The organism is Saccharopolyspora sp. NPDC047091, from assembly GCF_040643635.1.
GTDB lineage: Bacteria > Actinomycetota > Actinomycetes > Mycobacteriales > Pseudonocardiaceae > Saccharopolyspora_C.
The window spans coordinates 20,319-45,624 of record NZ_JBEYUS010000010.1 but is presented as its reverse complement, the minus strand read 5'-3'; the positions used below and the strand labels follow the sequence as shown (position 1 = coordinate 45,624).

Here is a 25,306-nt window from a genome sequence, read left to right as displayed (position 1 = left end):
CGCCATAGCATCGCACCGCCACGGCCCTCCAGCGCCTGCGAGGAGTGCGGATGTCCGAACACCACGGAGGCTCCGACGAACCGGAGCTCGCGGGCTTCGACCACGAGCCGGAACTGTCGGCGGCGGAGCGGGAACTGCGGGGCGTGCCCACCGAGACCCCCTCCGGCGACCCGATCCGGAACGTGTACTACGTGGCCTTCGTCGCCGCGCTGGGCGGACTGCTGTACGGCTACGACACCGGGGTCATCTCCGGCACCCTGATGCAGATCGCCCAGGACTTCGGGATCACCGAGTCCTACCGGCTGTTCGGCGCCACCCTCCCCAGTCACACCATCCAGGAGATGATCACCGCCTCGATCCTGGTGGGCGCGGTGATCGGCGCGCTCAGCGCGGGGTCGTTCGCGATCAGGTTCGGCCGCCGGGCGACGATCATCACCGTCGCGGTGATCTTCGGCGGCGGCGTGGTGCTGGCCGGGCTCTCCCCCGAACCGCTCACGCTGATCGGTAGCAGGCTGCTGCTGGGCCTGGCGGTCGGCGGCTGCACCCAGACCATCCCCACCTACATCGCCGAGCTGTCCCCGCCGGAGCGGCGCGGCGGGTTCGTGACCTTCTTCAACGTCGCCATCGGCATCGGCATCCTCGCCGCGGCGCTGGTCAACGTGGTGTTCCGCGAGGTCGCCTGGCACTGGAAGATCATGATCGCGGTCGTGCCCGCGGTCCTGCTGATCCTCGGCATGCTGCGAGCCCCGGAGAGCCCGCGCTGGCTGGTGCACCGCGACCACACCGGCGCGGCGCGGATGGTGCTGCGGTGGGTCCGGCCCGACGGCGCCACCGCCGACCGCGAGGTGCGGGAGATCGAGCACGTGCTGCAGCGGGAGAACGAAGCGCGGGGCGGCCCGTGGTCGGCGCTCGGCGAGAAGTGGCTGCGCCCGGCGCTGGTCGCAGGCCTCGCGGTGGCGATCTTCACCCAGATCACCGGGCTGGAGATGATGATCTACTACACGCCGGTCATCCTCACCATGGTCGGCTTCTCGTCGGGGTTCTCGCTGTGGGCCAACGTCGGCGTCGGAATCGTCTACGTGGTGATGACGCTGGTCGGCAAGCTGGTCGTCGACCGGATCGGCCGCCGCAGCCTGATGCTGGCCATGCTGCCCGGGTCGGCGATCTCCATCGCGCTGTTCGGCCTGCTGTTCCTCGTGTCCGGGCAGCGGCCGAACCCGTGGCTCGCGCTGGTGCTGCTGCTGGCGTTCATGTTCTTCCAGGCCGGCGGCATCCAGGTGGTGGGCTGGCTGATCGGCTCGGAGATCTACCCGCTGCGGATCCGGCCCGCCGCGACCGGGCTGCACGCCGCGGCGCTGTGGGGCTCGAACCTGCTGGTCACCTCGACCGCGCTCACGCTCGTCAACGCGCTCACCCTGGGCGGGGCGATGCTGGTCTACGCCGCGCTGAACGTGCTCGCCTGGGTCGTCGTGCTGTTCCGCGTGCCCGAGACGAAGGGGCGGTCGCTGGAGACCATCGAGCGCAGCCTCAACCGCGGCACCTTCCTGCCCGAACCGGTGCGGCAGAGGTCCTGACGCAGCCGCGCGGTTTCACCAGGTGCTCGCCGCGGCGCGCAGCTCCCCGAAGACCGAGCGAAGGTGGTGGCCGAGCCCACGCCGCTGCGGGTCGGCCAGCCAGTCCGCCGACGCGAGCTGGTAGGCGGACACCGCAGCCGAGGCGGTCAGCTCGGCGGCGGGCCCGGCGGACCCCCTGCCCCGGAGCGCTCCGGCCAGCGCGGCGCCGAAGGCCGCCATCTTGGCCAGCTCGCGCTCCTGCAGCTCGGCCCGGGAGTCGATGATCCGCCTGCGCTGCTGCGCCGTCTCGCGCCGCCGGTCGAACCAGTCGGTGGTCTCCAGCAGGGCGTCGACGACGACGTCCAGCGGGGACCGGTCCGAGGATGCCGCGCCGATCGCCTCGACGAGCCCGGCGATGAACCCGTCCTGGGACGGGAAGAGCACTTCGCGCTTGTCGGCGAAGTGGTTGTAGAAGGTGCGTTCGGTCAGCCCGGCGCGTTCGGCGATCTCGGCGACGGTGGTGCGCTCGTAGCCGCGCTCGGCGAACAGCTCGATCGCAGCGGCTTGCAATCGTTCCTGCGCTCGTCCCGGCCACCTGCCCATGCCCGGCAGCCTAGTCGATTGCAGGGACTGCAATCGACGCTGTAGGCTCATTTCAGTCTCTGCAATCACCTGGTCGGTCCCACCGGTCCCGGGCGGGCGGCGGCGCCCACCGAGCGCCCGTCCGCGCAGTCCGGCGGCGATCCGACCGAGCTCAAGGAGCCGCGACATGACCACCGCAGCAGGCCGGACCGGGGTGTTCTTCGGCGGGACGTCCGCGGCGGAACCGGGCATGGCGAACCTCGTCGACCGCGCCGCGGAACTGGCGCACGAGGCGGCCGCGGCGGGCGTGCGCACGATGTGGTTCGGGCAGGGCCTCGACTACGACGCGGTCCAGCTCGCGGCGCTCGTGGGCCGCGCCGAACCCCGCATCCACGTCGGCACCGCCGTCGTGCCGATGTACCCGCGCCACCCGCTGCTCGTCGCGGCGGCGGCGAAGACCGCGCAGGCCGCCACCGGCGGGCGCTTCCGGCTCGGCCTCGGACTCGGCGCGCGCACCGCGCTGGAACCCGTGTTCGGCCTGCCGTACCCGCCGCAGATCCAGCACCTGCGCGAACACCTCGCCGTCCTCCGGCCGCTGCTCGACGGCGACGACGCCCCGTTCGAAGGCGACACCCTCGCGTCCCGGCCGATCACTCCGACGTCCGTGGCCGGAGCCGCACCGCGGATCCCGGTCCTGGTGGCCGCGATGGGACCGCGGGCGCTCGCCGCCGCCGGGGAGCTCGCCGATGGCACGATGCCGTTCCTCGCCGGACCGCGAACCCTCGCCGAGCGGATCGTCCCCGCCATCACCGAGGCCGCCGCGGCGGCGGGACGACCGGCCCCGCGGATCGTGGCCGGGGTGCCCGCGGTGGTGACCGACGACGTCGCCGCGGCGCGCACCCGCGCGGCGGAGGTGCTCGGCTTCTACGACGGCATCCCCTCCTACCGCAACGTCATCGCGGCCGAGGGGAAGGCGAGTGCGGCCGACCTCCTGCTCACCGGCGACGAGGACACCGTCGCCGCGGGCCTGCGCCGCTACCTGGACGCCGGGGCCACCGAGCTCATGCTCACCCACACCGACCTGCTGGACGCGGACTCCCGCGCCCGGACCTGGGCGCTCGCCGGGCGGCTGTGAACCGCGGCGACGCCCGCGACCGACCCCGGGCCTCCCGGACCTCCCACGACGAAGGGAAGAACGACCGTGCCGACCCTCGACTCCCCCATCGCCGGGCTGCGGGCCACCAGCACCGCGCGACTGCCGTTCCAGCACAACGTGCTGCTGCGCTCGTTCCTGCTGGAACGGCCCGCGGGCACCGTGGCCGTGTACAACTCGCCCGGGCTCACCGCGGACGCGGCGGCCATCGCCGAGCACGGCGGCGCCGACCGGCTGCTGATCAACCACGAGCACGAGGGCATGTACGGCGACCCCGGCCTCGACGTGCCGGTGTTCGTCCACGAGCGCGACCGCGCCGCGACCGCCCGGCAGATGCGCGTCACCGGCACCTTCGGCGAGCGGCGGATGCTCGCCGACGACATCGAGGCGATCCCCGTCCCGGGGCACACCGCAGGCACCACCTGCTACCTCTGGGACAGCGGGGACCACCGCTTCCTGTTCACCGGCGACTTCATCTGGATCGAGGACGGGGAGTGGAAGGCCGTGGTGCTGGACCGGGGACTGCGCCAGGACTACCTGGCCAGCCTCGCCCTGGTCCGCGAGCTGGACTTCGACGTGCTGGTGCCGTGGGGCGTCACCGAAGGCGACGGCTGCGTCGCCCGGACGGACCGGTCGGACGCGCGGCAGCGGATCGACGCGATCATCGCGCGGGTCGAGGCGGGCTGCACCCGCTAGCGCCCGGCGCTCATCCGAGCGTCAGCAGCTCCTCGGCGGCGGTGGCGTCGGTGACGAGGCCGTGGATCAGGCCGGAGCGGATCGCGGCCAACATCGCCTTGATCTTCGTGGCACCACCGCCGACGGCGATCACCTCCGGAACCTGGCGCAGCAGGTCCGCCGGGATCGCGATGCACCGGTCCTCCAGCCCGGCGACCACGCCGCCCTGCACGTTGAGCAGCGTTCCGCACACCTCGGCCTGCACGCCCTTGGCGAGCAGCGCCCGCCGCTCCTCCACCGGCAGCGAGTCGTGCATCTTCGAATCCGGCGGATCCCAGCTGCCGACGCCGACGACCGCACGGGTCACCGTCCGGTGCAGCTCCAGCGCCCGGGCGATGCCGGGCTGGCTGCGCAGCCCGCGGGCCGTGGTGGTGTCGGCGACGACGAACGGCGCGTAGATCGGGCTGGCCGGGCCGCCGTTGACCGCGGACACCTGCCGCACCAGCTCGACGGTGTTCTCCGAGACCGACCCCGCGACCCCGGTCAGCTGGACCACCGGGCAGGTCGCCAGCCGGGTCAGCGACTCGGGGATCGAACCGAGCGTGCGGCCCCAGGCGACGCCGAGGCAGTCGTCCTCGGTCACCACGTCGCCGAGCAGGTCGGCGGCGACCTTGCCGAGCTGCCGCCTGCGCGTGGCCGGGTCGTCGGCGGTCACCACCGCCAGCGCTCGTTTGAGCCCGAAGTGGCGGCGCAGCCGGTCCGAGAGCCCGGCGTCCACGCCGGACGGGAGCTCGACGGTGATCCGCACGATCCCCTCCGCGTGCGCGGCTTCGAGCAGCCGTGCGACTTGGAACCGCGACAGCGCGAGATCCTCCGCGATCTGCGATTTCGTCCGCTTCTCGAAGTAGTGCTTCGTCGCGACGAGCGCGGCCAGCATCTGGCGCTCGGGACCCACCTGGTCTCCCCACTGGCGCAGTGGCCGCTCATTTGAGCGGCCGGTGTTGACTTTTGAGCGGGACGGGCTCGAAGGTAGCACCTCGTCGACATCGGGGTCCGACGCGCGAGGAGAGCAGTGCACGGCAACGCGACAGGACCGGCTCACCGGAGCCGGACCGGGCGGCAGGGACGAACCACCGCCTCCGGTCGACGCTGCCCGGCCCCTCGCAGCGAGCTCGACCCGGCCTACGAGCGCTCGGCTGATCGGCGCCTCGCCGGCCCGGCACGGCCGGGTCATCCCCGTACCCCGCTGCCCCGCACCGGCCCACCGGGCGGGGCGGCGACGACGAGCCTGCGGAACCGACCGGCTCGGGACGGCGCCGGAGGAGCGGACTCCGCGCCGAGTCCGCCCGTCCGGCCCGCCCCGGCCGCGCCGGTCTCCGCTCCCCCGTTGGCCCACGGCCCGCTGGGCGCGCGCGGTGGCGGAGTGCACCTCGCCCCCGCGTGCAGCAGCCTGCCCCTGGCAACGGAGCTGATCCGCCCCCTCCGGCGGGCGGATCGATGAACGAGAAGTGGAACCACTGGAGGCAAAGGTGCCGAACCCCATTCCCAGCCGGATGTCGGCTGTCGTCGTCCACGGCCCGGAGGACTACCGCCTGGAAGAGGTGGACGTCCCCGCACCGGCCGCGGGCGAATTGTTGATCGAAGTGGAAGCGGTCGGCGTCTGCGCGAGCGACCTGAAGTGCTACCACGGCGCCGCGAAGTTCTGGGGCGACGAGAACCGCCCCGCCTGGGCGCAGAAGGGGATCATCCCCGGCCACGAGTTCGTCGGCACCGTCGTGTCCGGTGATCAGGAGGCGCTGCAGCACCACAAGGTCGAGGTCGGCGACCGGATCGCCTGCGAGCAGATCGTGCCCTGCGAGGAGTGCCGGTACTGCCGCCGCGGCGAGTACTGGATGTGCGGGCCGCACGACATGTTCGGCTTCCGCAATTACCACGGCGCCATGGCCCAGTACACGCTGGTGCCGAAGAAGGCCCGCGCGCACAAGGTCTCGCACGACCTGAAGCCGGAGCACGCCGCCTACGCCGAACCGCTGTCCTGCGCGCTGCACGCGGTGGAGCGCGCCGACATCAAGTTCGGCGACGTGGTCGTCGTCGCGGGCTGCGGCCCCATCGGCCTCGGCCTCATCTCCGGTGCGCGGCAGAAGAACCCGATGACGCTGGTCGCGCTCGACCTCGACGACGACAAGCTCGAACTGGGCCGCCGCTGCGGCGCCGACGTCACGTTCAACCCGCTGAAGGACGACGTGGTCGCCAAGGTCGCCGAGCTGACCGAGGGCTACGGTGCCGACGTCTACTTGGAGGGCACCGGCGCCACCCCGGCGGTCGGGCAGGGGCTGAACCTGCTGCGCAAGCTCGGGACCTACGTGGAGTACTCGGTGTTCGGCTCGGACGTGACGGTCGACTGGTCGATCATCTCCGACGACAAGGAGCTCAACGTCCTCGGCGCGCACCTCGGGCCGAACTGCTGGCCCGCGGCGATCAAGCTGCTGGAGCAGGGCAAGATCCCGGTCGACGAGATCTGCACCCACCAGGTCGGATTGAGCGAATTCCAGCAGGCCCTCGACCTGGTCGCCGACACCTCGGGTGCGTCGGTCAAGGTCTCGATCCTGCCCAACGCGTGAAGGGCGGGACTGACATGACCACCACCGAGACCACCGGCGCGCGGCGCGAGACCTTCCTCGACCGGGTCGGCATCCCGCACTCGCTGCGCTGGGGATTCTTCGCCGTGCTCGTCTTCATGACCGGCAACGGCACCGAGACCAACTTCATCTCGCCGCACATCGAGACCGTGCTCGACAGCCCCGCCACCACGGTCAGCACGATCATCTCCATGTACGGCGTGTCCGTGCTGGTGGGCAGCTACCTGTCCGGCGTGCTGGCCGACCTGTGGGGGCCGCGCCGCGTGATGCAGCTCGGCGCCGCCGTGTGGGTGGTGTTCGAGGCGCTGTTCCTGGTCGCGCTCGGCACCGGCAGCATGCCGCTGGTGTTCCTGACCTACTTCCTGCGCGGGTTCGGCTATCCGCTGTTCGCGTTCGCTTTCCTGGTGTGGGTCAACGTGGTCACGCCGGTCGAGCGCAACGGCAAGGCCGTCGGCTGGTTCTACGTGATGTTCACTGGTGGCCTGCCGACGCTGGGGTCGCTCTACGCGCTGGGCATGATCCCCGTCTTCGGCGGCGGCACCGGCGGTGAGACCGGGGCGATGATCGCCTCCATCGCCCTCGTGGTGATCGGCTTCCTGATCGCGCAGTTCGCGGTGCACGAACCGCACGGTGACCGCCGCGTCGCCGCCGCGGAGCTGTCCACCGGCGAGGTGCTGACCGCGGGCCTGCGGCTCACCGCGCGGCGGCCGAAGATCCTGATGGGCTTCCTGGTGCGGCTGATCAACACCGCGCCGCAGTACGGCATGTTCATCATCCTGCCGACGGTCATCGCCGACGAGCTCGGCTGGGGCCAGTCGCGCTGGCTGGTCATGACCACGCTGGTCTACGCGTCGAACATCCTGCTCAACGCCGTGTTCGGCGCCATCGGCGACAAGTGGGGCTGGCGGCGCACCGTGCAGTGGTTCGGCGTCTTCGGCTCCGCGCTCGGCCTGCTCGCCTGGTGGTACGTGGCGCACCTGGTCCCCGCCGGTTCGGCGTGGGGCTTCTGGGCCGCGACCGCCGCGGGCTGCGTGTTCGGCGCGCTGCTCGCCGGGTTCGTGCCGATGGGCGCGATCATGCCCGCGCTCGCCCCCGAGCAGAAGGGCGCCGCGATGGCCATGTACACGACCGCGGCCGGCGGTGCGGCGTTCCTCGGTGCGGCCGTCCCGGCCGTCGTGCTCGCCATCGGGCTCGGCAACGCCGGCGTGGTGTGGGCGTTCGTCCTGCTCTACGTGGCCGCGTTCATCATGGTCGGCTACCTGAAGGTGCCGGAGGACGAGAACCGGCGGGCGGTGGCCGCGAGCCACTGACCGATCCCGCTCGACCGACGCAGGTCCGCCCGTGCTGCACGGGCGGACCTGCTCGTGTTCGGGGGTCGTGCTGGGCGACTCACGCTCGGCGGCCCGCGCTCAGCGGCCCACGCCCAGCGGCCCACGCTCGGCGGCCCACGCCCAGCGGCCCGCGCCCAGCGGCTCACGCTCGGCGGTTCGCTCTGGCGGATCGTGCTGGGCGGCCGCTCCGGCAGCTCGCACCGGCGGCTCGCGCTGGACGGCTCGTCTTCGGCGGCGGCAGCGCCTCGGCACCGTCCACATCGGCCGGACGGGTGTCCGGGATCACGCGCGGCGACGGGAGTTCGGGCGGGGATTCCGCTTGACCATGCCGCGACGGCCGGGGATGTGCTGGGCGCATGCCGCTCACCGCCGCCACCTACCTCGCTTCGCACCTGCTGAGCCTGCTCGGCAACGGGATCGCCGCGGTCGCGCTGCCGCTGATCGTGCTGCAGACGACCGGGAGCCCGCTGGGCACCGCGGTGCTCGCGGGCGCGACCGCCGTCCCGGCCGTGCTCGTCGGACTGCTCGGCGGGGTGGTGGTCGACCGGATCAACCGGCGCACCGCCTCCGCGGTCGCCGACCTCGTCTCCGCGGTCTCGGTCGCCGCGCTGCCGCTGGTCGACCTGGGGTGGGGCCTGAACCTGACCTGGTTCGTGGTGCTGGGCATCGTCGGCTCGTTCGGGGACGTGCCGGGCACGACGGCGCGGGAAGTGCTCGCGCCGGTGGTGGCCAGGCACGCCGGGATCGACATGGCCCGGCTGATCGGGCTGCGCCAGGCCGCGAGCTCCGCGGCCCTGGTGATCGGCCCGGCCGCGGCGGGCCTGCTGCTCGCCGCCTTCGACCCCACCTCGGTGCTGTGGATCACCGCGGGCACGTCCGCGCTGGCGGCGCTGCTGACGCGGACGTTGCCGCGCCACCTCGGCGAGGTCGAGGGCACCGCGGCGCCGCGCCGATCGGTGCTGCGCGAGCTGGGCGAAGGGTTCGCGGTGGTGGGGCGCAGCCGGTTCCTGCTCGGCACGTCCGGGCTCGTCGTCGGCCTGGCCGTGGCGCTCGGCGGGCTGCAGGGCATGGTGCTGCCGCTGTACTTCGACCTGATCGCCCGGCCCGACCTGCTCGGGCTCGTGCTCACCGCGCTCGCCGCCGGGATGCTGGGCGGTGCGGCGCTCTACAGCGGCGTCGGCGGCCGGTGGTCGACGCGGACGTGGCTGGCGGCCGGATTCGCCGGGACCACCGCGGGATTCCTGCTGATGGCGTCGCTGCTCTCCCCCGCCGTGGTGTTCGCCGGAGCCGCCGCGCTCGGCCTCGGCAACTCGGTGGTCGGCGCGGTCACCGGGGTGCTGCAGGTCGAGCGGACCAGCAGCGCGGTGCGCGGCCGGGTGCTGAGCTTCAAGACCACGCTGCTCACGATCGCCGCGCCCGCGGGCATCGGGTTGGCCGGGGTCGTCGCGGAGTTCGGGTCGCCGGTCCTCGCCGGGTTCAGCGTCGCCGCCGTGTGGGTCCTGGTGCTGCTCGCGGTGCTGGGCAGCCGCGCCTTGGCCGAGCAGGTACCCACCGCCCCGGTGGCCGAGCCTGTCGTTGCCCAGGGCTGACTCGCTGTTTCCCCACTCCTGTTGCGTCGCACTGGGATGGCGGAACCTCAGCGGTTCCCCCGCTGCCCGCTTTCTCGGTGTGGCCGCGATTTCTCCTGCACCAAGCCCGTGCACAGCGAAATCGCCATCCTCGCGAGGGGACCGCTGAGAACCCGCTGGTGGTCCCGGTTTGGTGGTCGGCGGCTCGGCGGCTCCGCCGCTGACAGGACCCGCCGGGCAGGGCCGGAGACCCGCAGTGCGGCCGCGGGTGCACCGGCCGGCTGGAGCGTGTGGTGGGCTGGCGGTCGCCGCCCGCTGCCCGGCCGCGGGCGGCGAGGCGATCACACCGGCGTGACCAGGAGGAACCGAACCATGCAGACCATCCGCCACGACGTCACCGACGGCGTCCTCGTCGTCACGCTGGACCGCCCGGACCAGCTCAACGCGTTCACGGTCACGATGGCCGACGAGCTGGAGGACACCTTCGTCCGGGCGAACGCCGACGACTCGGTGCGCGCGGTGGTCGTCACCGGCGCCGGTCGCGCCTTCTGCGCGGGCATGGACCTCAGCGCCGAGGGCAACGTGTTCGGCCTCGACGAGTCGAAGGAGCCGACGCTCGCCGACATGGCCGATCTGTCCGATCCGGAGCTGCACCGCGTCCGCGACACCGGCGGCCGCGTCACGCTCGCCGTGCACGACTGCGCCAAGCCCGTCATCGCCGCCATCAACGGTGCGGCCGTCGGCATCGGTGCGACCATGACGCTGGCGATGGACGCCCGGTTGATGTCGAGCCGCGCCCGCTTCGGCCTCGTGTTCGGGCGGCTCGGGATCGTGCCGGAGGCCGCGTCCTCCTGGTTCCTGCCGCGCATCGTCGGGCTTCCCCGGGCGCTGGACCTGGCCTACCGGGCGGACATCCTCGACGCGGCGGCCGCCGCGGAAGCGGGCCTCGCGAACAGCGTGCACGAACCGGAGGCGCTGCTCGACGAGGCGCTGCGGCTCGCCGACGCCTGGACCCGGGACCGCTCCCCCGTCGCGACCGCGCTGACCCGCCAGCTGATGCGCCGCGGCAGCGCCGCCCCGCACCCGCGCGACGCGCACCGGGTCGACTCGCTCGCGATGTTCTACACGAGCACCGGCGACGGGGCCGAAGGCGTCGCCGCGTTCCGGGAGAAGCGCACGCCCGACTTCCAGGGCAAGGCCTCCGACCTCCCCGCCTTCTACGCGGAATGGCTCGACGAGCAGCGGTGATCCGGGTCAGCCGTTCCGGACGAGACCGCGTTCGTCGTGGGTGACGGCGGGCCAGGGGCGGCGGGAGCGGTCCAGGGCGCGGCCGAGCACGTCGAGGACGTCGTCCAGTTCCGCGTCCACGTCCTCCTGGTCCACCGCCAGATCCGGTTCGGCGGTGCGCCGGAGGAACGCGGGCAGGTCCCGGAGGCGGTCCCGCAGCCAGGCGATCGGGTCGGCGGTGAGCTCGGCGTCGAAGACCCGGTCGCCGGGCTCGCCGTCCTCGACGCGCGGGTGCCAGTGGATGCGGTCGGCGCGGCCGGGGCCGGACTCCAGCAGATCGAGGCGGCAGAACGCGGGCCGCACCGTCCACGGGTCGGAGGCGTAGATGCTGCCCTCGCGGTGCTCGTCGACCGCGCGGAACTCGATGCGCACCCCGCGTTCCCGCACGTCCGGTCCGGTCTCGGCGGGGTCGCGGAAGTCGACCTCCTCCGCGGTGATCGCCAGTGGTCCGAACTTCCAGGCCGTGAGCATCCCGGTTCCTCCTCTCGTGGTGCCGCGGCGGATCGTCCTACGGACGTGCGCCGTCGTGTCGCAGCACGACCTTGCCGCACGAGTCCGGTTCGGCCAACCGCGCGGCGGCGCGCTCGGCATCGTCGAAGCCGAAGGTCGAGTCGACGATGGCGTGCAGGCCGCTCGGCCGGCCCGCCGCACGCACCAGGTCGTCCGCGTCCGGCACCGGCAGCGCCGACCGGTGGTCGACGGCGACCAGTTCGGCGCACGCCCCACCGGTCTGCGCCATCACCGGCTGCCCGACGTCGACGCCGCGCACCTGGGCACCGACGGCGACGACGTGACCGGCCATCTCGAAACCCACCCGGTCCGCGGGCACCCGCCAGTCCGCGCTGTCCGGCACGTAGTCGCCGCGGCGCATCAGCAGGTCCGCCCGGTTCAGCCCGGCCGCCACCACCCGGACCAGCAGATCCGCCGGTCCGATCACCGGTTCCGGGCCGTCGGTGAGCTGCCACCGCACCGGTTCTCCCGCGCTGACCACCATTCGCACCACGCCGGTATCACGCGCTAGGCGCGGTGCAGGACGCCGGAGCGGGCGGTCCCCCAGATCGGGATGTCGCGCAGTTCCCGCGGATCCACCTCGTAGGGGTCCTCGTCGAGGACGGCGAAGTCGGCGTGCTTGCCGGGTTCGAGGCTCCCCGCGGTGCGTTCCATGCCCAGCACGTGCGCGGCGTCCACGGTGATCGCCCGCAGCGCCCGGTCGACGCCGATGCGCTCCCCGGGGGCGAGCACGGTCTCGCCGTCCGCGCCGCGCCGGTTCACCGCGACCCACGCGGCGGTCAGCGGGTGCATCGGCACGGCGACCAGCGCGAAGTCCGAGTGCAGGGCGAAGGTGACGCCTTCGCGTTCCAGCGAACCGAGGCGGCCGACGGCTTCGGAGCGGTCCGGCCCGTAGCCCTCGTGGCTGTGCACGTGGCTGCGGTAGTGCACGAAGTAGCAGTTGACGCTGGCCTGGGCCCCGAGGGCCTTCACCCGGCGCGCCTGGTCCGGTGTGCTGATGCAGTAGTGCTCCAGGGTGAACCGGTGGTCGAAGCGGGGCCGCCGCTCCTGCAGCTTCGCCAGCGCGTCGAGCGCGGCGTCGATGCTCTCGTCCCCGTTGGCGTGGCAGTGGATCGGGATGCCCGCCTCCCAGAACGGCAGCATCCGCTCGTGCAGCACGTCCCACGGCACGTCGTTGCGCACCCCGTTGCTCAGGTCGAGGTAGCCGGGGAAGCGGACCCGCAGCGACATGGCCGGGAACGAGCCGTCGGCGAGGAACTTGACGCCGCGGAAGAACAACGTCTCGCTGTTGCGCTCGTGCAGCCGCGCCAGGTGCTGCGCCGCGCCGGGGCCGTGCTCGTCGTGCAGCGTCATCTCGGAGGACACCAGGCCCATCCGCAGCGGGGTCGCCGGATCGTTGAACGCGGCGTCGTGGATGCGCCACTCGTGCTCGGGGTCGGTGAGGCCGAACAGCAGTTCCGCGGTGGTGGTGACGCCGGAGCGCACCGCGATCGCGGCCATGTCCCGCAGGCCCCGCTCGCCGGTGTCGGCGACGAGGTCGGCGGCCGAGCGCCCCACGGCGGCCTTGTGCGCCGCGAATTCGATGAACTGCCCGTTGAGCCTGCCGTCGGGGTAGCGCATCACGCCGTGGACGGTGCTGTCCTCGGTGACGCGGGTGGTGCGCAGCGCGGCGCTGTTGGCGTAGAGGTAGTGCGGGGCGAGGGAGATGATGAACACCGGCCGCCCCGGCACGACCTGGTCGAGTTCGTCGCGGTGCAGGTGCCCGCCCTGCACCGCCGGGTCGAAGCCCCAGGCGACGAGCGCCTCGCCCGCGGGGGTGCGGGCGTCGAGCGCGCGCAGCTCCGCCAGCACGCTGTCCCGGGTCGGATGTCCGGGGTTGGTGCCGCACGGGCCGGGCGACTCGATCGGTCCGAGGTACGGGACGCCGAGGTATCCGGAGGACATCGCGAAGTGGGTGTGCGGGTCGATGAACCCGGGCATGATCACCTTGTCCCGCAGGCTGTCGTCCACTTCGTAACCGTGCCGGTTCAGCCACGGCTTCATGGATTCGATGCTGCCGGTGGAGAGCACGCGCCCGTCCAGCACGGCGACCGCAGGCGCGGTGGGACGGCCGGGGTCCATGGTCAGCACGCGCTTGGCGGGGAAAACCGTGATCTTCGCGGTCATGAGGTGCACGCTCCTCTGCTGGACGCGGGTTCGGTCTCGGACAGCGGTCGGCGGGAGGTCTCCGGCAGGGTCCACGCGGCGACGAGCGCGATGAGCGACGCGCCCACCAGGTAGTAGGCCGGGGCGAGCGGGTCGCCGGTGACCTCGATCAGGAAGGTCGCGATGAACGGCGCGGTGCCGCCGAACACGGCGTAGGCGAGGTTGTAGGTCAGCGCCGAGGCGGTGTACCGCACCCGGGTGGGGAACAGTTCGACGAGCAGCACCGCGGTCACCACGTTGCAGGACACGACGCCCAGCGCCAGCAGCAGCTGCCCGCCGATCGCGGGCACCACCCCGGCACCGCCCGCGAGCAGGAACGCGGGCACCGCCCCGACCACGAGCAGCCCGGCGGCGGCGGCCATGGTGGTCTTGCGCCCGAACCGGTCGGAGAGGCGGCCGACGACGGGGCACAGCGCCGCGGCGAACAGCAGCGCGACCACGTTGGACAGCAGGGTGGTGTGCGCGTCGTGCCCGGTGAGGACCTTCAGGTAGGTCGTCATGTAGGTGGTGAACATGTAGAACGACAGCGCTGTGGTGCAGATGAACAGCCCGAGTTCGAGCATCGTCCGCCCGTGCGAGCGCAGCGCCTCCCGGACCGGTGCGGGGGCGACCTCGTCCTGCTCGGCGACGTGCTGGAAGTCCGGCGTCTCCGCCAGCTTCTGCCGGATGTAGAAGCCGCAGACGCCGAGCGGGGCGGCGATGAGGAACGGCAACCGCCAGCCCCACTCGGTCATCGCGGCCGCGCCGAGCGCCCCGCTGCAGGCGAAGGACACCACGGCGGCCAGGCCGAACGCCGCGAACGTGCTCACCGGCAGGAAGCTGGAGTACCAGGCGCGGCGTTCCCGGCGGCAGTGCTCCAGCACGAACGCGCAGGCCCCCGCGTACTCGCCGCCGCTGGAGAAGCCCTGCACGCATCGGATGAGCACGAGCAGGATCGGCGCGGCCACCCCGATCGCGGCGTAGGACGGCAGGACGCCGAGCGCGACGGTGGCACCGCCCATGAGCAGGATCGTGATCGCCAGCACCCGCTTGCGGCCGACGCGGTCGCCGAGCGCTCCGAAGTACGCGCCGCCGAGGGGCCGCAGCGCGAACGCGACCGCGAACGCGGCGAACGTCTTGAGCAACCCGGCCGTGGCGTCGCCGCTGGGGAAGAAGTTGGTCGCGATCTCGGTGGCCAGGAACCCGTAGAGCGCGAAGTCGAACCATTCGACGAAGTTCCCGATGGAGGCCGCGCGGATGACCTTGCGCAGTTCCGTCGCTTCGTGGTCTTTCGTCATGGCACCTACCGGGGTCAGTCGCTGCGGAAGAGGCATTCGTCGGCGGCGATCCCGCACCGGATCTCGCGCACGGTCACGGGTTGCGGGCGGCCGGAGGCGTGCTGCAGCGCGCCTTCCAGCCACGCTTCGAACAGGTAGCAGGCTCGGTCCACGGAGCGGACCGAACCGGCGACGGGCAGCAGGGCGGAGTGCTCGACGCGCACGCACAGCTTGCCGCGCACGGGGTCGAGCACGTCGATCGCGAAGCGGCCCCAGCCGCGGCGGGTGAGCTGGTCCAGGTAGTGCTCGACGGTCGCGGTCCCGGACAGCCCGAGCCGCGCCGATTCGTGCTCGCACCAGTGCCGCGCCGAGCGCCTGCCTGCGTCCCGGTACAGCTGACCGGCCTCGTCGCGGCCGACCCGGGCTTCCACCGCGTCGAGGTTGTTCACCAGCAGGTGCTGGGGCACCAGCACCATCGGCAGTCCCCCGACCTCCCACCGCCCGGACACCGGGTCGATCTCGACCGGAACCGGTGGTTCGAACTCGCCGCGCTTCTGCATGCAGAGATAATACAAAGACTCCTCCGCAGGTCAAGGGTCGTCGATCGATGTGCCAGGATGGTCGACATGGGACGGCGGCAGCGGACGCAGATGGAGCGCGCGTACTCGGAGGTCAAGGCGCGGTACATGACGCTGCGCCTCACCCCGGGCGAGTGGATCGACGACGTGGCGCTCAGCCAGGAGCTCGGCCTGAGCCGCACGCCGATGCGCGAAGCGCTCTTCCTCATCGCCTCCGAAGGGCTCATCCGCGCCCAGCCCGGCGGCGGGTTCACCGTGCGGCCGCTGGACCTCGCCGGCATCAGCGGCCTGTTCGAGGCGCACATCGTCACCGCGAAGGCGATCGCGCGGCTGGTCGCCAACCGCGCCACCCCGGCCGAGATCGCCGAGCTCCGCGCCGCGGGCGCGGCCGTCGACGACGCCATCGGGCGCCGGGACGCACCGGACATCGCCGCGGCCAACGCCGCGCTGCACCACCTCGAAGCGCGCATCGCCCGCAACGAGTACCTCTCGGCGCTGGCCGCGCGCATCCACGACGAGGGTCAGCGGCTGGGCTACCTGGCGTTCGGCGGCGCCGAGGACTGGAACGCCCGCCGCCTCGACGACCACTTCGAACGGGTCAGCCACGACCACTCCGCGCTCATCGACGCCTACGAGGCGCGGGACCCCGACGTCGCGGAAACCGTTGCAGTGGCCCACGTCCGGCTGTTCCGGGAACGGATCCTCACCTACATCGCCGCCAGCGGTGCCGACGACGTGGACCTCTCCGGCGACCTGCTGGCCTCGGTCCGGCTCGGCACCGCCGACGTGCGCGACGCCCGCTAGCCGAACCGGCGGTGCCCGACCGGCCGGACGGGCGCACTTCTCCACCCGCGCGGACATCCGTCGTGCTGCTCTACTCGTCGGGACATCGGCGACGAGGCTGGAGGCGACGCGTGGCAGCGCAGGGGCAGGAACAGGGGCACGACCGGACGGCGTACTCGATCCCGGGCCTGACCGGGCCGGTGGAGATCGTCATCGATCGCTGGGGCGTTCCGCACATCTACGCCGACGACACCTACGACGCGTTCCGCGCGCAGGGGTTCAACGCGGCGCGGGACCGGCTGTGGCAGATCGACTTCTGGCGGCGCCGCGGGCTGGGGCGGCTCGCCGAGGTCTTCGGACCGGAGCACGTGGAGCGGGATCGCGCGGCCCGGTTGTTCCTGTACCGCGGGGACATGCGGCGGGAATGGATCTCCTACGGCTCCGACACCAAGCGCGCCGTGACCGCGTTCGTCGAGGGCATCAACGCGTTCGTCGAGCTCACCCGGCACGACCCCGAGCTGCTGCCGGTCGAGTTCCGCGAACTGGGCTGCGCACCGGAGCGGTGGGAACCCGAGGACGTCCCCCGGATCCGCAGCCACGGCCTCTTCCAGAACCTGCGCGAGGAGGTGGCGCGCGCCAGGACGCTGCGCGACCTGCCGCCGGAGGTGGAGGAGCTGCGCCGACGCCGCGAACCGGCCCGGGACCTGACGATCCCGGAGGGGCTCGACCTCGGCCTCATCCCGGACGACGTGCTGGCGGTGTACGACCTGGCCACCACCCCGCCCGCCTTCGGGCCGCCCGACCCGGCGAACCCGCCGGACCTGATTCCGCCGGAAGGCAGCAACAACTGGGTCCTCGCCGGGTCCCGGACCCGCTCCGGGCGGCCGCTGCTGGCGAACGATCCGCACCGCGCCGCCGCATCGCTGCCCGGGCTGCGCTACCTCACCCACCTGTCCGCACCGGGGTTCGACGTGATCGGCGGCGGCGAACCGGCGCTGCCGGGCGTGTCCATCGGGCACAACGGGCGGATCGCGTTCGGCCTCACCATCTTCGCGATCGACCAGGAGGACCTGTACGTCTACGAGACCGCGCCCGACGACCCGCACTCCTACCGGTACCAGGACCGCTGGGAACCGATGCGGCGGCTCATCGAGACGATCGCGGTGCACGGCGGCGAACCCGTCGAGGTGGAGCTGCTGTTCACCCGGCACGGGCCGGTCATCCACCAGGACCCGGCTCGCCGCACCGCGTTCGCGGTGCGCGCCGCCTGGCTGGAGCCCGGGATGGCGCCGTACCTCGGCAGCATGGACTACATGCGGGCCCGCGACCACGACGAGTTCCTCGCCGCGATGAACCGCTGGGGCGCGCCGGCGGAGAACCAGGTCTACGCGGACACGAGCGGCACCATCGCCTGGAAGGCGGGTGGCATGGCACCGGTCCGGCCGAACTGGGACGGCACGCTGCCGGTGCCCGGCGACGGCCGGTACGAGTGGGACGGCTTCTACGACGCCGACCAGCTGCCCGGCGCGGTGAACCCGGAGCAGGACTACCTGGTGACCGCGAACGAGTGCAACCTGCCCGCCGACTTCCCGCCCGACCGGCACCTGAGCTACGACTGGTCATCCCCGGCCCGGCGGCACCGCCTCGACGAGGTGCTGCCCCGCACCACCGACGCGACCCCGGCGGACATGGTGGTGCTGCAGAACGACTTCTCCAGCGTGCCCGCCCGGCGCATCCTCGCCGTGCTGCGGCGGCTGGACGTCCCGGCGGGCACCGACGGGCTGGCCCTGCTGCGGGACTGGGACGGCGAGCTGGCCGCGGATTCGGTGGCGGCCACCCTGTTCGAGGTCTGGTACCGGCAGCACCTGCGCCCCGCGCTGCTGACCCGGGCCGTGCGGCGGCACGTGGGCGCCGACGCCGCGGCGGAGGTGGCGCGCCGCATCTCCCCCTTCGAGGACGTGTCCACCGACTCCCGGATCGACCTGGAACTGCTGGAGGAACCGGGCGACCGGCTGGGTCCCGACCCGGACGGCTTCCTCGCCGCCACCGCGGCGCACACCCTCCCCGCCGCGATCGCCGAGCTCGAAGCGCTGCTCGGCCCGGACCGGTCGGCGTGGCGGTGGGGACGACTGCACGTGGCCCGCGCCCGCCACCCGCTCGCGGCGCTGCTGCCCGGGGTGCCCGCGGACCGGCTCACCGCGGGGCCGGAACCGCGCGGCGGCAGCGGCGACACCGTGGGGGCCACCGCGTACGGGCCGGACTTCGTGCAGAACTCCGGGGCGACGTTCCGGATCGTCGTCGACGTCGGGGACTGGGACTCCTCACTGGCGATGAACGCGCCGGGCCAGTCCGGGCGGCTGGACGATCCGCACGCGACCGACCTGTTCGGGCCGTGGAGCCGTGGCGAAGCGTTCCCGCTGCTCTACAACCGCGAGCAGGTCGAGGCGGCCGCCGAGCGGACCATCCGGCTCGACCCCGCGTGACCGGTCGCCGGGCGGCAGCTGCTCGCGGAGGATCGGCGACCGACACCTCAGTCCGAAGTGGACGAACGCGCCTCGTGGAAGCCGCGGCGAGCGCGGTGCGGCCGGGAGCGGACGGTGCCGGACGATCGGGACAGCGCTTCGGACGGCTCCTCATCGTCGAGGAAGCGTTCGGCGACGGGGATACTTCGACGCTCGTCGAGGTCCGGCATGCGGCGAACCCGCCGGACCGCGTCGACATCGACGACGTCCTCGAACGGCCCGCGAAACCGCACCGCGCAGTGCCGGCGTGGCGCGGCCGCGGTGCCCCGGTGCAGGGGTGATCCCAGCGTGCGAGTACTCCGGCGGTCGGCCATTGCACTTGCGCGGCGGGTGCCGGATCCTTCTCCTGTCAGCGGCGAGGCCGCTGCGGGGCCGGCCGCCAACCTGGTGCCGCAACGAGAGCTCCACACCGCCGATGAACGAGACGGGACCGCCATGTCCACCGCGCCACTGGCCGACCTCGCCGCCGAACTGGACGCCGCCGATCCGCTGGCGGGCGTCCGGGACCGCTTCCTGCTGCCGGAGGGGCTCGTCTACCTCGACGGCAACTCGCTCGGCCCGCTCCCGGCCGCGGTGCCGCCGGTCGTCACCGACGTGCTGCACCGGCAGTGGGGCACCGGACTGATCCGGTCGTGGAACGACCACGGCTGGTGGGACGCGCCGCTGCGCGTCGGCGACGCCGTCGGCGGGCTCATCGGCGCGAGCCGCGCTGAGTCCCCCGCACCGTCCGCCCCCGCACCGTCCGCGGAGCCGCCGCAGCGGACCGGCCGGGACTCCCCGCCGGAACCGCGCCGATCACGCGTCGTAGTCGACGGTGACCTCGTCGGAGCAGGGCAGGGTCTGGCAGGTGAGCACGAACCCGGCGTCCACTTCGGACTGTTCGAGGGCGAAGTTGCGCCGCATGTCGACCTCGCCGCCGGTGACGAGCGCGCGGCAAGTACCGCACACACCGCCCTTGCAGGCGAACGGCAGGTCGGGCCGGGACCGCTGCGCACCGTCCAAGATGGACGTGTCGCGGGGCGTGGACATCGAGGTGGCCCGGCCGTCGAGCACGACGGTGACCTCGCTGGCCGCGCCGTCCACCGCCGCGTCGGGGTGCCGCACCGGTGCGGGCGGGGCGTCGTCGACGAAGAACAGCTCCAGGTGGATGCGGTCCTCGGCGACCCCGGCGCCCGTCAGGTGGTCGCGGGCGGCGGTCACCAGTTCGAACGGCCCGCACAGCCACCAGTGGTCCACCGCGCCGAGGTCCCCGAGCAGCGGGCCGAGCGCGGCGAGCTTCTCCGGGTCGAGCCTGCCGGTGAACAGCTCGGCCTCGCGCGGTTCCCGGGACAGCACGTGGACGAGTTCCAGCCGCGCCGGGTGGCGGTCCTTCAGGTCGGCGATGTCGTCGGCGAACATCACCGTGTCGGTGCGGCGGTTGCCGTACAGCAGGGTCACCGTGGCGCCGGGTTCGCGCAGCACCGTCGCGGCGATCGACAGCATCGGCGTGATGCCGGAGCCCGCGGCGATGAGCACGTGCCTGCCGGGCACGTCGGGTTCGGGGGTGAAGTTCCCCGTGGGCGTGCCGACCTCGACCTCGTCGCCGGGGCGCAGGTCGCGCACCAGCCAGGTGGAGAACAGCCCGTCCGGGACCTCCCGCACCCCGATCCGCGGTGCGGAGCCCTCCGGGGAGCAGATCGAGTAGGAGCGGCGTTCTTCGCGGCCGTCGACGGTGCGCCGCAGCGTCAACGACTGGCCGGCGCGGAACGCGTAGCTGCCGGCGAGCTCGTCCGGCACCTCGAAGGTCACCGCCACGGCGTCGTCGCACAGCCGGGAGACGTCGGCGACGCGCAGCGGGTGGAACTCACCGCGCAGCCGGGACGCAACGGGGGTGCTCACGTCAGATCTCCTTCACGTGCTCGAACGGCTCAGCGCAGGAGCGGCAGCGGCGCAGCGCCTTGCACGCGGTCGCGGCGAACCGGGACACCTCGACGGTGTCGGGCGAACCGCACTGCGGGCAGGTCACCCGCCGCACGGTGGGGCCGAGGGTCAGCGGGATCGGCCCGGCCGTCGGCGACGGTCCGGTGCCGGGCGGCGCGATGCCCGCTTCGGCGAGCTTGCGGCGCCCGTCCGCGCTGATCCAGTCGCTGCTCCAGGCGGGCGTGAGCGCGGTGCGGATCTCCACGTCGTCGTACCCGGCGGCGCGCAGCGCGTGGTCGAGGTCGTCGCGCATGGTGTCCATCGCCGGGCAGCCCGAGTAGGTGGGCGTGATCGTGACGACGACCCGGCCACCGGACTCGGAGACCTCGCGCAGCACGCCGAGGTCGGCGAGGGTGAGCATCGGCAGCTCCGGGTCCACCACCGTCGCGGCGACGGCGCGCGCGTCCTGTCGCAGGCCGGTCACCACGTCGCCCCCGGCATCGCGCGGGCCACGCTCTGCAGCTCGGCCAGCAGGAATCCCATCGACTCGGTGTGCACGCCGTCGCGGCCGGTCCGGTGCGAGACCCCGGCGATCGGTGCCGCGTCCGGCTCGGCCAGCGTCGCGGCGGCGAACACCTGCGCCAGCACCGCGTCGAACTCGGCGCGCAGGCCCGCGGGGTCGACGCCGATGCCGTCCGCGGCGAGCGCCGCCTCCACCGGGTGGGTGGTGAACAGCTCCGCCACGTACGGCCACACCGCCGCGAAGCCCGCCGTGACGCGCTCGTGGGAGTGCTCGGTGCCGTCGCCGAGCCGAACCACCCACTGCGCGGCGTAATCGCGGTGGTAGGTGACCTCCTTGACGCCCTTGTCCGCGATCGCGGCCAGCACCGGGTCGCGGGAGCCGGTGAGCCGCTGCAGCAGCGCGAGCCGCCAGGTGGCGAACACCAGCAGCCGGGCGACCAGTTCGCCGAAGTCACCGCGTTCCAGCTCGGCGAGCCGGACGTTGCGGAACTCGTGCTCGGCGCGGGAGAACGCGTAGTCGTCCTCCCCGCGGTCCCGGCCTTCCGCCTTCCCGGCGCGGGCGAGCAGCAGCCGCGCCTGGCCCAGCAGGTCGAGGCCGATGTTCGCGATCGCCACCTCGTCCTCCAACTCGGGCGCCCGGGTGCACCACTCCTGCAGCCGATGCGAGAAGACCAGCGCGTCGTCGCCGAGCATCAGGCAGTACGCGGCGAGCTCGGCGCCGTCGACGCCGGCCGGGACGGTGGTGTCCACTCCGGACAGCGGGTCCTCGAATCCGGTGCCGAACGCCCAGCGGGCGTCGCCCTCTTCGGTGAGGGCTTCGTAGGCGTTGTCGAAGGACATCGGGGCCTCACATGTGCGGAACGGACTCGGGGATGTCGTAGAACGTCGGGTGCCGGTACACCTTGTCGCCGCTGGGCGCGAAGAACGGGTCCTTCTCGTCGGGCGAGGAAGCGGCGATCGCCGCGGCGCGCACCACCCAGATGGACACGCCTTCGTTGCGGCGGGTGTAGAGGTCGCGGGCGTGGTGCAGCGCCATCTGGTCGTCGGCGGCGTGCAACGAGCCGACGTGCACGTGGTTAAGCCCGCGCTTGCCGCGGACGAACACCTCGTACAGCGGCCAGTCGTGCCGGGCTCCACCGGAGTTCGAGTCGCTCATGCGGTCCCCTCCTCGTGCTTCTTCGCCGCGTGCGCGGCCGCGGCTTCGCGGACCCAGGCGCCGTCCTCGTGGGCGCGGCGGCGACGGGCGATGCGCTGGGCGTTGCACGGGCCGTTGCCCCGGAGCACGTTCTTGAACTCGGCCCAGTCGACGGCGCCGAAGTCGTAGTGCCCGCGGTCGGCGTTCCACGCCAGGTCCGGGTCCGGGAAGGTGACGCCGAGGGCGTCGGCCTGCGGTACGGACATGTCGACGAAGCGCTGCCGCAGCTCGTCGTTGGTGTGCCGCTTGACCTTCCAGGCCATCGACTGCTCGGTGTTCGGCGAGTCGGCGTCCGGCGGGCCGAACATCATCAGCGACGGCCACCACCAGCGGTCGACGGCCTCCTGCACCATCTCCCGCTGCTGCGCGGTGCCGCGCATCATCGTCATGAGCAGCTCGTAGCCCTGCCGCTGGTGGAAGGACTCCTCCTTGCAGATCCGCACCATCGCCCGCGCGTACGGGCCGTAGGAGCTGCGGCACAGCGGCACCTGGTTGCAGATGGCGGCGCCGTCGACGAGCCAGCCGATCACGCCGACGTCGGCGAAGGTCAGCGTCGGGTAGTTGAAGATCGACGAGTACTTCTGGCGGCCGGAGATCAGCTTCTCGGTCAGGTCCGCCCGGTCCACGCCGAGGGTCTCCGCCGCCGAGTACAGGTACAGCCCGTGCCCGGCCTCGTCCTGCACCTTCGCCAGCAGGATCGCCTTGCGCCGCAACGAGGGCGCGCGCGTGATCCAGTTGCCCTCCGGCTGCATGCCGATGATCTCGGAGTGGGCGTGCTGGGCGATCTGGCGGACCATCGTCTTGCGGTAGCCCTCTGGCGACCAGTCGCGCGGCTCGATCCGCTGGTCGCGCTCGATGTTGCGCTCGAAGTGGGCTTCGAGCTCGGTCTCGGGGAGCGTGGCGGTCATCGGTCCTCCTTCGCGACGAGGGTGAGCACGTCGTACTTCGCGACCGAGTCGCCGTCCTGGTTGGTGACGTCGGCGTCCCACCGGACCTCGCCGTAGTCCTGGTCCACGCGCGGGGTGATCTGCTTGGCCGTCAACGTCACGGTCAGCGCGTCGTCCACCTGCACCGGCGTCAGGAAGCGCAGGTTCTCCAGCCCGTAGTTCGCCAGGACCGGACCGGGTTCCGGGGAGACGAACAGGCCCGCGGCGAAGGACACGACCAGGTAGCCGTGCGCGACGATGCCGCCGAACAGCGGGTTCGCCGCGGCCGCTTCCGGGTCGGTGTGGGCGTAGAAGGTGTCGCCGGTGAACTCGGCGAAGTGGTCGATGTCGGCGCGCGTGACCGTGCGCGGCCCGGCGACGACGGTGTCGCCGATCTCCAGCTGTGCCAACGACTTCCGGAACGGGTGCACCTCGGCTTCGCGGCGAGGGGCGCCCTCGACCCAGCGGCCGGTGACGCCGCTGAGCGCGGCGGGTGAGCCCTGCACGGCGGTGCGCTGCATGTGGTGCAGCACGCCGCGGACGCCGCCCATCTCCTCGCCGCCACCCGCGCGTCCCGGTCCGCCGTGCACGAGCTGGGGCATCGGTGAGCCGTGCCCGGTAGACTCCTGCGCGTCCGCGGCGTCGAGCACCAGCAGCCGCCCGTGGAACGGTGCGACGCCGAGCACGACCTCGCGCACGAAGTCCGGGTCGGCGGACACGACGGAGCCGACGAGGCTGCCGCCGCCGCGGGCCGCCAGCTCGACGACCTGCTCGGCGGAGGTGTAGGACAGCAGCGTCGATACCGGTCCGAACGCCTCGACCTCGTGCGGTTCGGGCCGTTCCGGGTCCGCGCGCAGCAACACCGGGGACAGGAACGCGCCGGTCTCGGCGTCCGCGCCGGTGACCTCGACGTGCTCGGGGTCGCCGTAGACGACCGATCCCGCGGCGAGCAGCGCCTTCAGCGAGCGGCGGACCTCCTCGCGCTGCTCCAGGCTCGCCAGCGCGCCCATCCGGACCCCGTCGGCGTCCGGGGCGCCGACGGTGACCTTCGCGAGCCGGGCGGACGCGGCCGCGGCGACGTCGTCGAGGAGCTCGGCCGGGACGAACGCGCGGCGGATCGCGGTGCATTTCTGCCCGGCCTTGACCGTCATCTCGGTGGTGAGCTGCTTGACGAACAGGTCGAACTCCGCGGTGCCCGGGACCGCGTCGGGCCCGAGGATCGAGCAGTTCAGCGAGTCGGCCTCGGCGTTGAACCGCACCGAGTTCCGCACCACGGCCGGGTGCGCGCGCAGCTTCTGCGCCGTGGCGGCCGAGCCGGTGAACGACACCAGGTCCTGCGCGGTCACGTGGTCCAGCAGGTCTCCGGCGCCGCCCGCGACGAACTGCAGCGAGCCTTCCGGCAGGATGCCGGATTCGACGATCAGCTCGACCAGCCGGGCCGTCAGGTAGGCGGTCTGGCTGGCGGGCTTGACCAGGCTGGGCACCCCGGCGAGGAACGCGGGGGCGAGCTTCTCCAGCGGTCCCCAGACGGGGAAGTTGAAGGCGTTGATCTGCACGGCGACGCCGCGCAGCGGAGTGGCGATGTGCTGCGCGAGGAACGTGCCGCCCTTGCTCAGCGGTTCGACGGCGCCGTCGACGTAGACGGTGTCGTTGGGCAGTTCGCGCTTGCCCTTCGACCCGTAGGCGAACAGCACGCCGATGCCGCCGTCGACGTCGAACTTCGAGTCGCCGAGCGTGGCGCCGGTCTTCGCGGACAGCGCGTAGAGCTCCTCGCGGTGCTCGCGCAGGTGCGAGGCGAGCGCCTTGAGCAGCGCGGCGCGCTGGTGGAAGGTCAGCCGCCGCAGCGCGGGACCGCCGACGTCGCGGCCGTACCGCAGCGCGGCGGCGAAGTCGATCCCGGCCGAGGAGATCCGCGCGACCTCGTCCCCGGTCGCGGCGTCGTGCAGCGGCGCGCCCCCGTCCGCCGCCGTGTGCCACTCCCCGGAGACGTAGCTGCGCAACAGCTCTGTCGCGTGACCCATCAACCCTCCCCAACCATTAACCGACCGAACGTTCGGGAACTAATGCTAACGCGCCCGCCGGACCGGGGGAAGCGAGAACGCCGAAGTTCGCGCGCCACCGG

General features: G+C 72.8%; 23 protein-coding genes. 9 read left to right on the top strand and 14 right to left on the bottom strand.

Annotated elements, in window-relative coordinates; translation table 11 throughout:
• Positions 1–50: 50 nt before the first annotated feature.
• The gene (locus ABZ805_RS07295; RefSeq protein WP_358435699.1) at positions 51–1,574 is read left to right on the top strand and encodes a sugar porter family MFS transporter; all 1,524 of its coding nucleotides are present in this window, start codon (positions 51–53) and stop codon (positions 1,572–1,574) included.
• A 15-nt stretch (positions 1,575–1,589) separates the two neighbouring features.
• Here ABZ805_RS07295 and ABZ805_RS07290 read toward each other — a convergent pair whose 3' ends face one another.
• Positions 1,590–2,156: a helix-turn-helix domain-containing protein gene (locus ABZ805_RS07290; RefSeq protein ID WP_358435696.1), complete on the bottom strand. Its 567-nt coding sequence runs from the start codon at positions 2,154–2,156 to the stop codon at positions 1,590–1,592.
• Positions 2,157–2,322: 166 nt separating this feature from the next.
• On the opposite strand from ABZ805_RS07290, the gene ABZ805_RS07285 reads away from it, so the two are divergent.
• Together ABZ805_RS07285 and ABZ805_RS07280 are read left to right on the top strand one after the other, a co-directional pair.
• Positions 2,323–3,270, top strand: coding sequence for a TIGR03564 family F420-dependent LLM class oxidoreductase (locus ABZ805_RS07285; protein ID WP_358435694.1), 948 nt, complete (start codon positions 2,323–2,325; stop codon positions 3,268–3,270).
• 66 nt (positions 3,271–3,336) lie between these two features.
• Positions 3,337–3,984 carry an MBL fold metallo-hydrolase gene (locus ABZ805_RS07280; RefSeq protein ID WP_358435691.1) on the top strand — a complete coding sequence of 216 codons (648 nt, stop codon included), beginning with the start codon at positions 3,337–3,339 and terminating at the stop codon, positions 3,982–3,984.
• A gap of 10 nt (positions 3,985–3,994) precedes the next feature.
• Here ABZ805_RS07280 and ABZ805_RS07275 read toward each other — a convergent pair whose 3' ends face one another.
• On the bottom strand, positions 3,995–4,918 hold the full coding sequence (locus ABZ805_RS07275) for a sugar-binding domain-containing protein (RefSeq protein ID WP_358435689.1): 924 nt from the start codon (positions 4,916–4,918) through the stop codon (positions 3,995–3,997).
• Positions 4,919–5,492: 574 nt separating this feature from the next.
• Here ABZ805_RS07275 and ABZ805_RS07270 point away from each other — a divergent pair.
• The 4 genes from ABZ805_RS07270 (at position 5,493) to ABZ805_RS07255 (ending at position 10,749) form a co-directional block, all read left to right on the top strand.
• Entirely contained in the window at positions 5,493–6,584 is a 1,092-nt protein-coding gene (locus ABZ805_RS07270) for an alcohol dehydrogenase catalytic domain-containing protein (RefSeq protein ID WP_358435686.1), read from the top strand.
• Positions 6,585–6,598: 14 nt separating this feature from the next.
• The gene (locus ABZ805_RS07265) at positions 6,599–7,912 is read left to right on the top strand and encodes an RbtT/DalT/CsbX family MFS transporter (protein WP_358435683.1); all 1,314 of its coding nucleotides are present in this window, start codon (positions 6,599–6,601) and stop codon (positions 7,910–7,912) included.
• Between the two features lie 377 nt (positions 7,913–8,289).
• Positions 8,290–9,522 (top strand): MFS transporter, encoded by a 1,233-nt coding sequence (locus ABZ805_RS07260; protein ID WP_358435680.1) that lies wholly within the window; start codon positions 8,290–8,292, stop codon positions 9,520–9,522.
• Between the two features lie 351 nt (positions 9,523–9,873).
• Positions 9,874–10,749, top strand: a complete 876-nt coding sequence (locus tag ABZ805_RS07255) for a crotonase/enoyl-CoA hydratase family protein (protein WP_358435677.1) — start codon at positions 9,874–9,876, stop codon at positions 10,747–10,749.
• 6 nt (positions 10,750–10,755) lie between these two features.
• Here ABZ805_RS07255 and ABZ805_RS07250 read toward each other — a convergent pair whose 3' ends face one another.
• Genes ABZ805_RS07250 through ABZ805_RS07230 form a run of 5 tightly spaced genes read right to left on the bottom strand, consistent with a single transcriptional unit; the run spans position 10,756 to position 15,319 of the window.
• Positions 10,756–11,259, bottom strand: coding sequence for a hypothetical protein (locus tag ABZ805_RS07250; protein ID WP_358435674.1), 504 nt, complete (start codon positions 11,257–11,259; stop codon positions 10,756–10,758).
• 37 nt (positions 11,260–11,296) lie between these two features.
• On the bottom strand, positions 11,297–11,782 hold the full coding sequence (locus ABZ805_RS07245) for an alcohol dehydrogenase catalytic domain-containing protein (protein WP_358435898.1): 486 nt from the start codon (positions 11,780–11,782) through the stop codon (positions 11,297–11,299).
• Between the two features lie 23 nt (positions 11,783–11,805).
• Positions 11,806–13,464, bottom strand: coding sequence for an amidohydrolase (locus ABZ805_RS07240; protein WP_358435671.1), 1,659 nt, complete (start codon positions 13,462–13,464; stop codon positions 11,806–11,808).
• The gene (locus tag ABZ805_RS07235) at positions 13,461–14,780 is read right to left on the bottom strand and encodes an MFS transporter (protein WP_358435668.1); all 1,320 of its coding nucleotides are present in this window, start codon (positions 14,778–14,780) and stop codon (positions 13,461–13,463) included. The genes ABZ805_RS07240 and ABZ805_RS07235 overlap by 4 nt, the downstream gene beginning before the upstream one ends.
• 14 nt (positions 14,781–14,794) lie before the next feature.
• Complete coding sequence (locus ABZ805_RS07230) at positions 14,795–15,319, bottom strand: DUF5943 domain-containing protein (protein ID WP_358435665.1); 525 nt, start codon at positions 15,317–15,319, stop codon at positions 14,795–14,797.
• Positions 15,320–15,385: 66 nt separating this feature from the next.
• Between ABZ805_RS07230 and ABZ805_RS07225 the strand changes: the two genes are divergently transcribed.
• Together ABZ805_RS07225 and ABZ805_RS07220 are read left to right on the top strand one after the other, a co-directional pair.
• Positions 15,386–16,141, top strand: a complete 756-nt coding sequence (locus tag ABZ805_RS07225; protein WP_358435662.1) for a GntR family transcriptional regulator — start codon at positions 15,386–15,388, stop codon at positions 16,139–16,141.
• Between the two features lie 110 nt (positions 16,142–16,251).
• The gene (locus ABZ805_RS07220) at positions 16,252–18,603 is read left to right on the top strand and encodes a penicillin acylase family protein (protein WP_358435659.1); all 2,352 of its coding nucleotides are present in this window, start codon (positions 16,252–16,254) and stop codon (positions 18,601–18,603) included.
• Positions 18,604–18,650: 47 nt separating this feature from the next.
• Here ABZ805_RS07220 and ABZ805_RS07215 read toward each other — a convergent pair whose 3' ends face one another.
• From ABZ805_RS07215 to paaZ, 7 genes are all read right to left on the bottom strand, one after another.
• Positions 18,651–18,812, bottom strand: a complete 162-nt coding sequence (locus ABZ805_RS07215; RefSeq protein WP_358435657.1) for a hypothetical protein — start codon at positions 18,810–18,812, stop codon at positions 18,651–18,653.
• A gap of 625 nt (positions 18,813–19,437) precedes the next feature.
• Positions 19,438–20,520: a 1,2-phenylacetyl-CoA epoxidase subunit PaaE gene (gene paaE, locus ABZ805_RS07210; RefSeq protein ID WP_358435655.1), complete on the bottom strand. Its 1,083-nt coding sequence runs from the start codon at positions 20,518–20,520 to the stop codon at positions 19,438–19,440.
• Position 20,521: 1 nt separating this feature from the next.
• Entirely contained in the window at positions 20,522–21,028 is a 507-nt protein-coding gene (gene paaD / locus ABZ805_RS07205; RefSeq protein WP_358435652.1) for a 1,2-phenylacetyl-CoA epoxidase subunit PaaD, read from the bottom strand.
• A complete protein-coding gene (gene paaC / locus ABZ805_RS07200; protein ID WP_358435649.1) occupies positions 21,022–21,903 on the bottom strand; it encodes a 1,2-phenylacetyl-CoA epoxidase subunit PaaC in 882 nt (293 codons plus the stop codon). Before paaC ends, paaD begins: the two co-directional genes overlap by 7 nt.
• 7 nt (positions 21,904–21,910) lie before the next feature.
• Positions 21,911–22,219 (bottom strand): 1,2-phenylacetyl-CoA epoxidase subunit PaaB, encoded by a 309-nt coding sequence (gene paaB, locus ABZ805_RS07195; RefSeq protein ID WP_358435646.1) that lies wholly within the window; start codon positions 22,217–22,219, stop codon positions 21,911–21,913.
• A complete protein-coding gene (gene paaA, locus ABZ805_RS07190) occupies positions 22,216–23,166 on the bottom strand; it encodes a 1,2-phenylacetyl-CoA epoxidase subunit PaaA (protein WP_358435643.1) in 951 nt (316 codons plus the stop codon). The genes paaB and paaA overlap by 4 nt, the downstream gene beginning before the upstream one ends.
• Positions 23,163–25,205: a phenylacetic acid degradation bifunctional protein PaaZ gene (paaZ, locus tag ABZ805_RS07185; protein WP_358435640.1), complete on the bottom strand. Its 2,043-nt coding sequence runs from the start codon at positions 25,203–25,205 to the stop codon at positions 23,163–23,165. Before paaZ ends, paaA begins: the two co-directional genes overlap by 4 nt.
• Between the last annotated feature and the right edge of the window lie 101 nt (positions 25,206–25,306).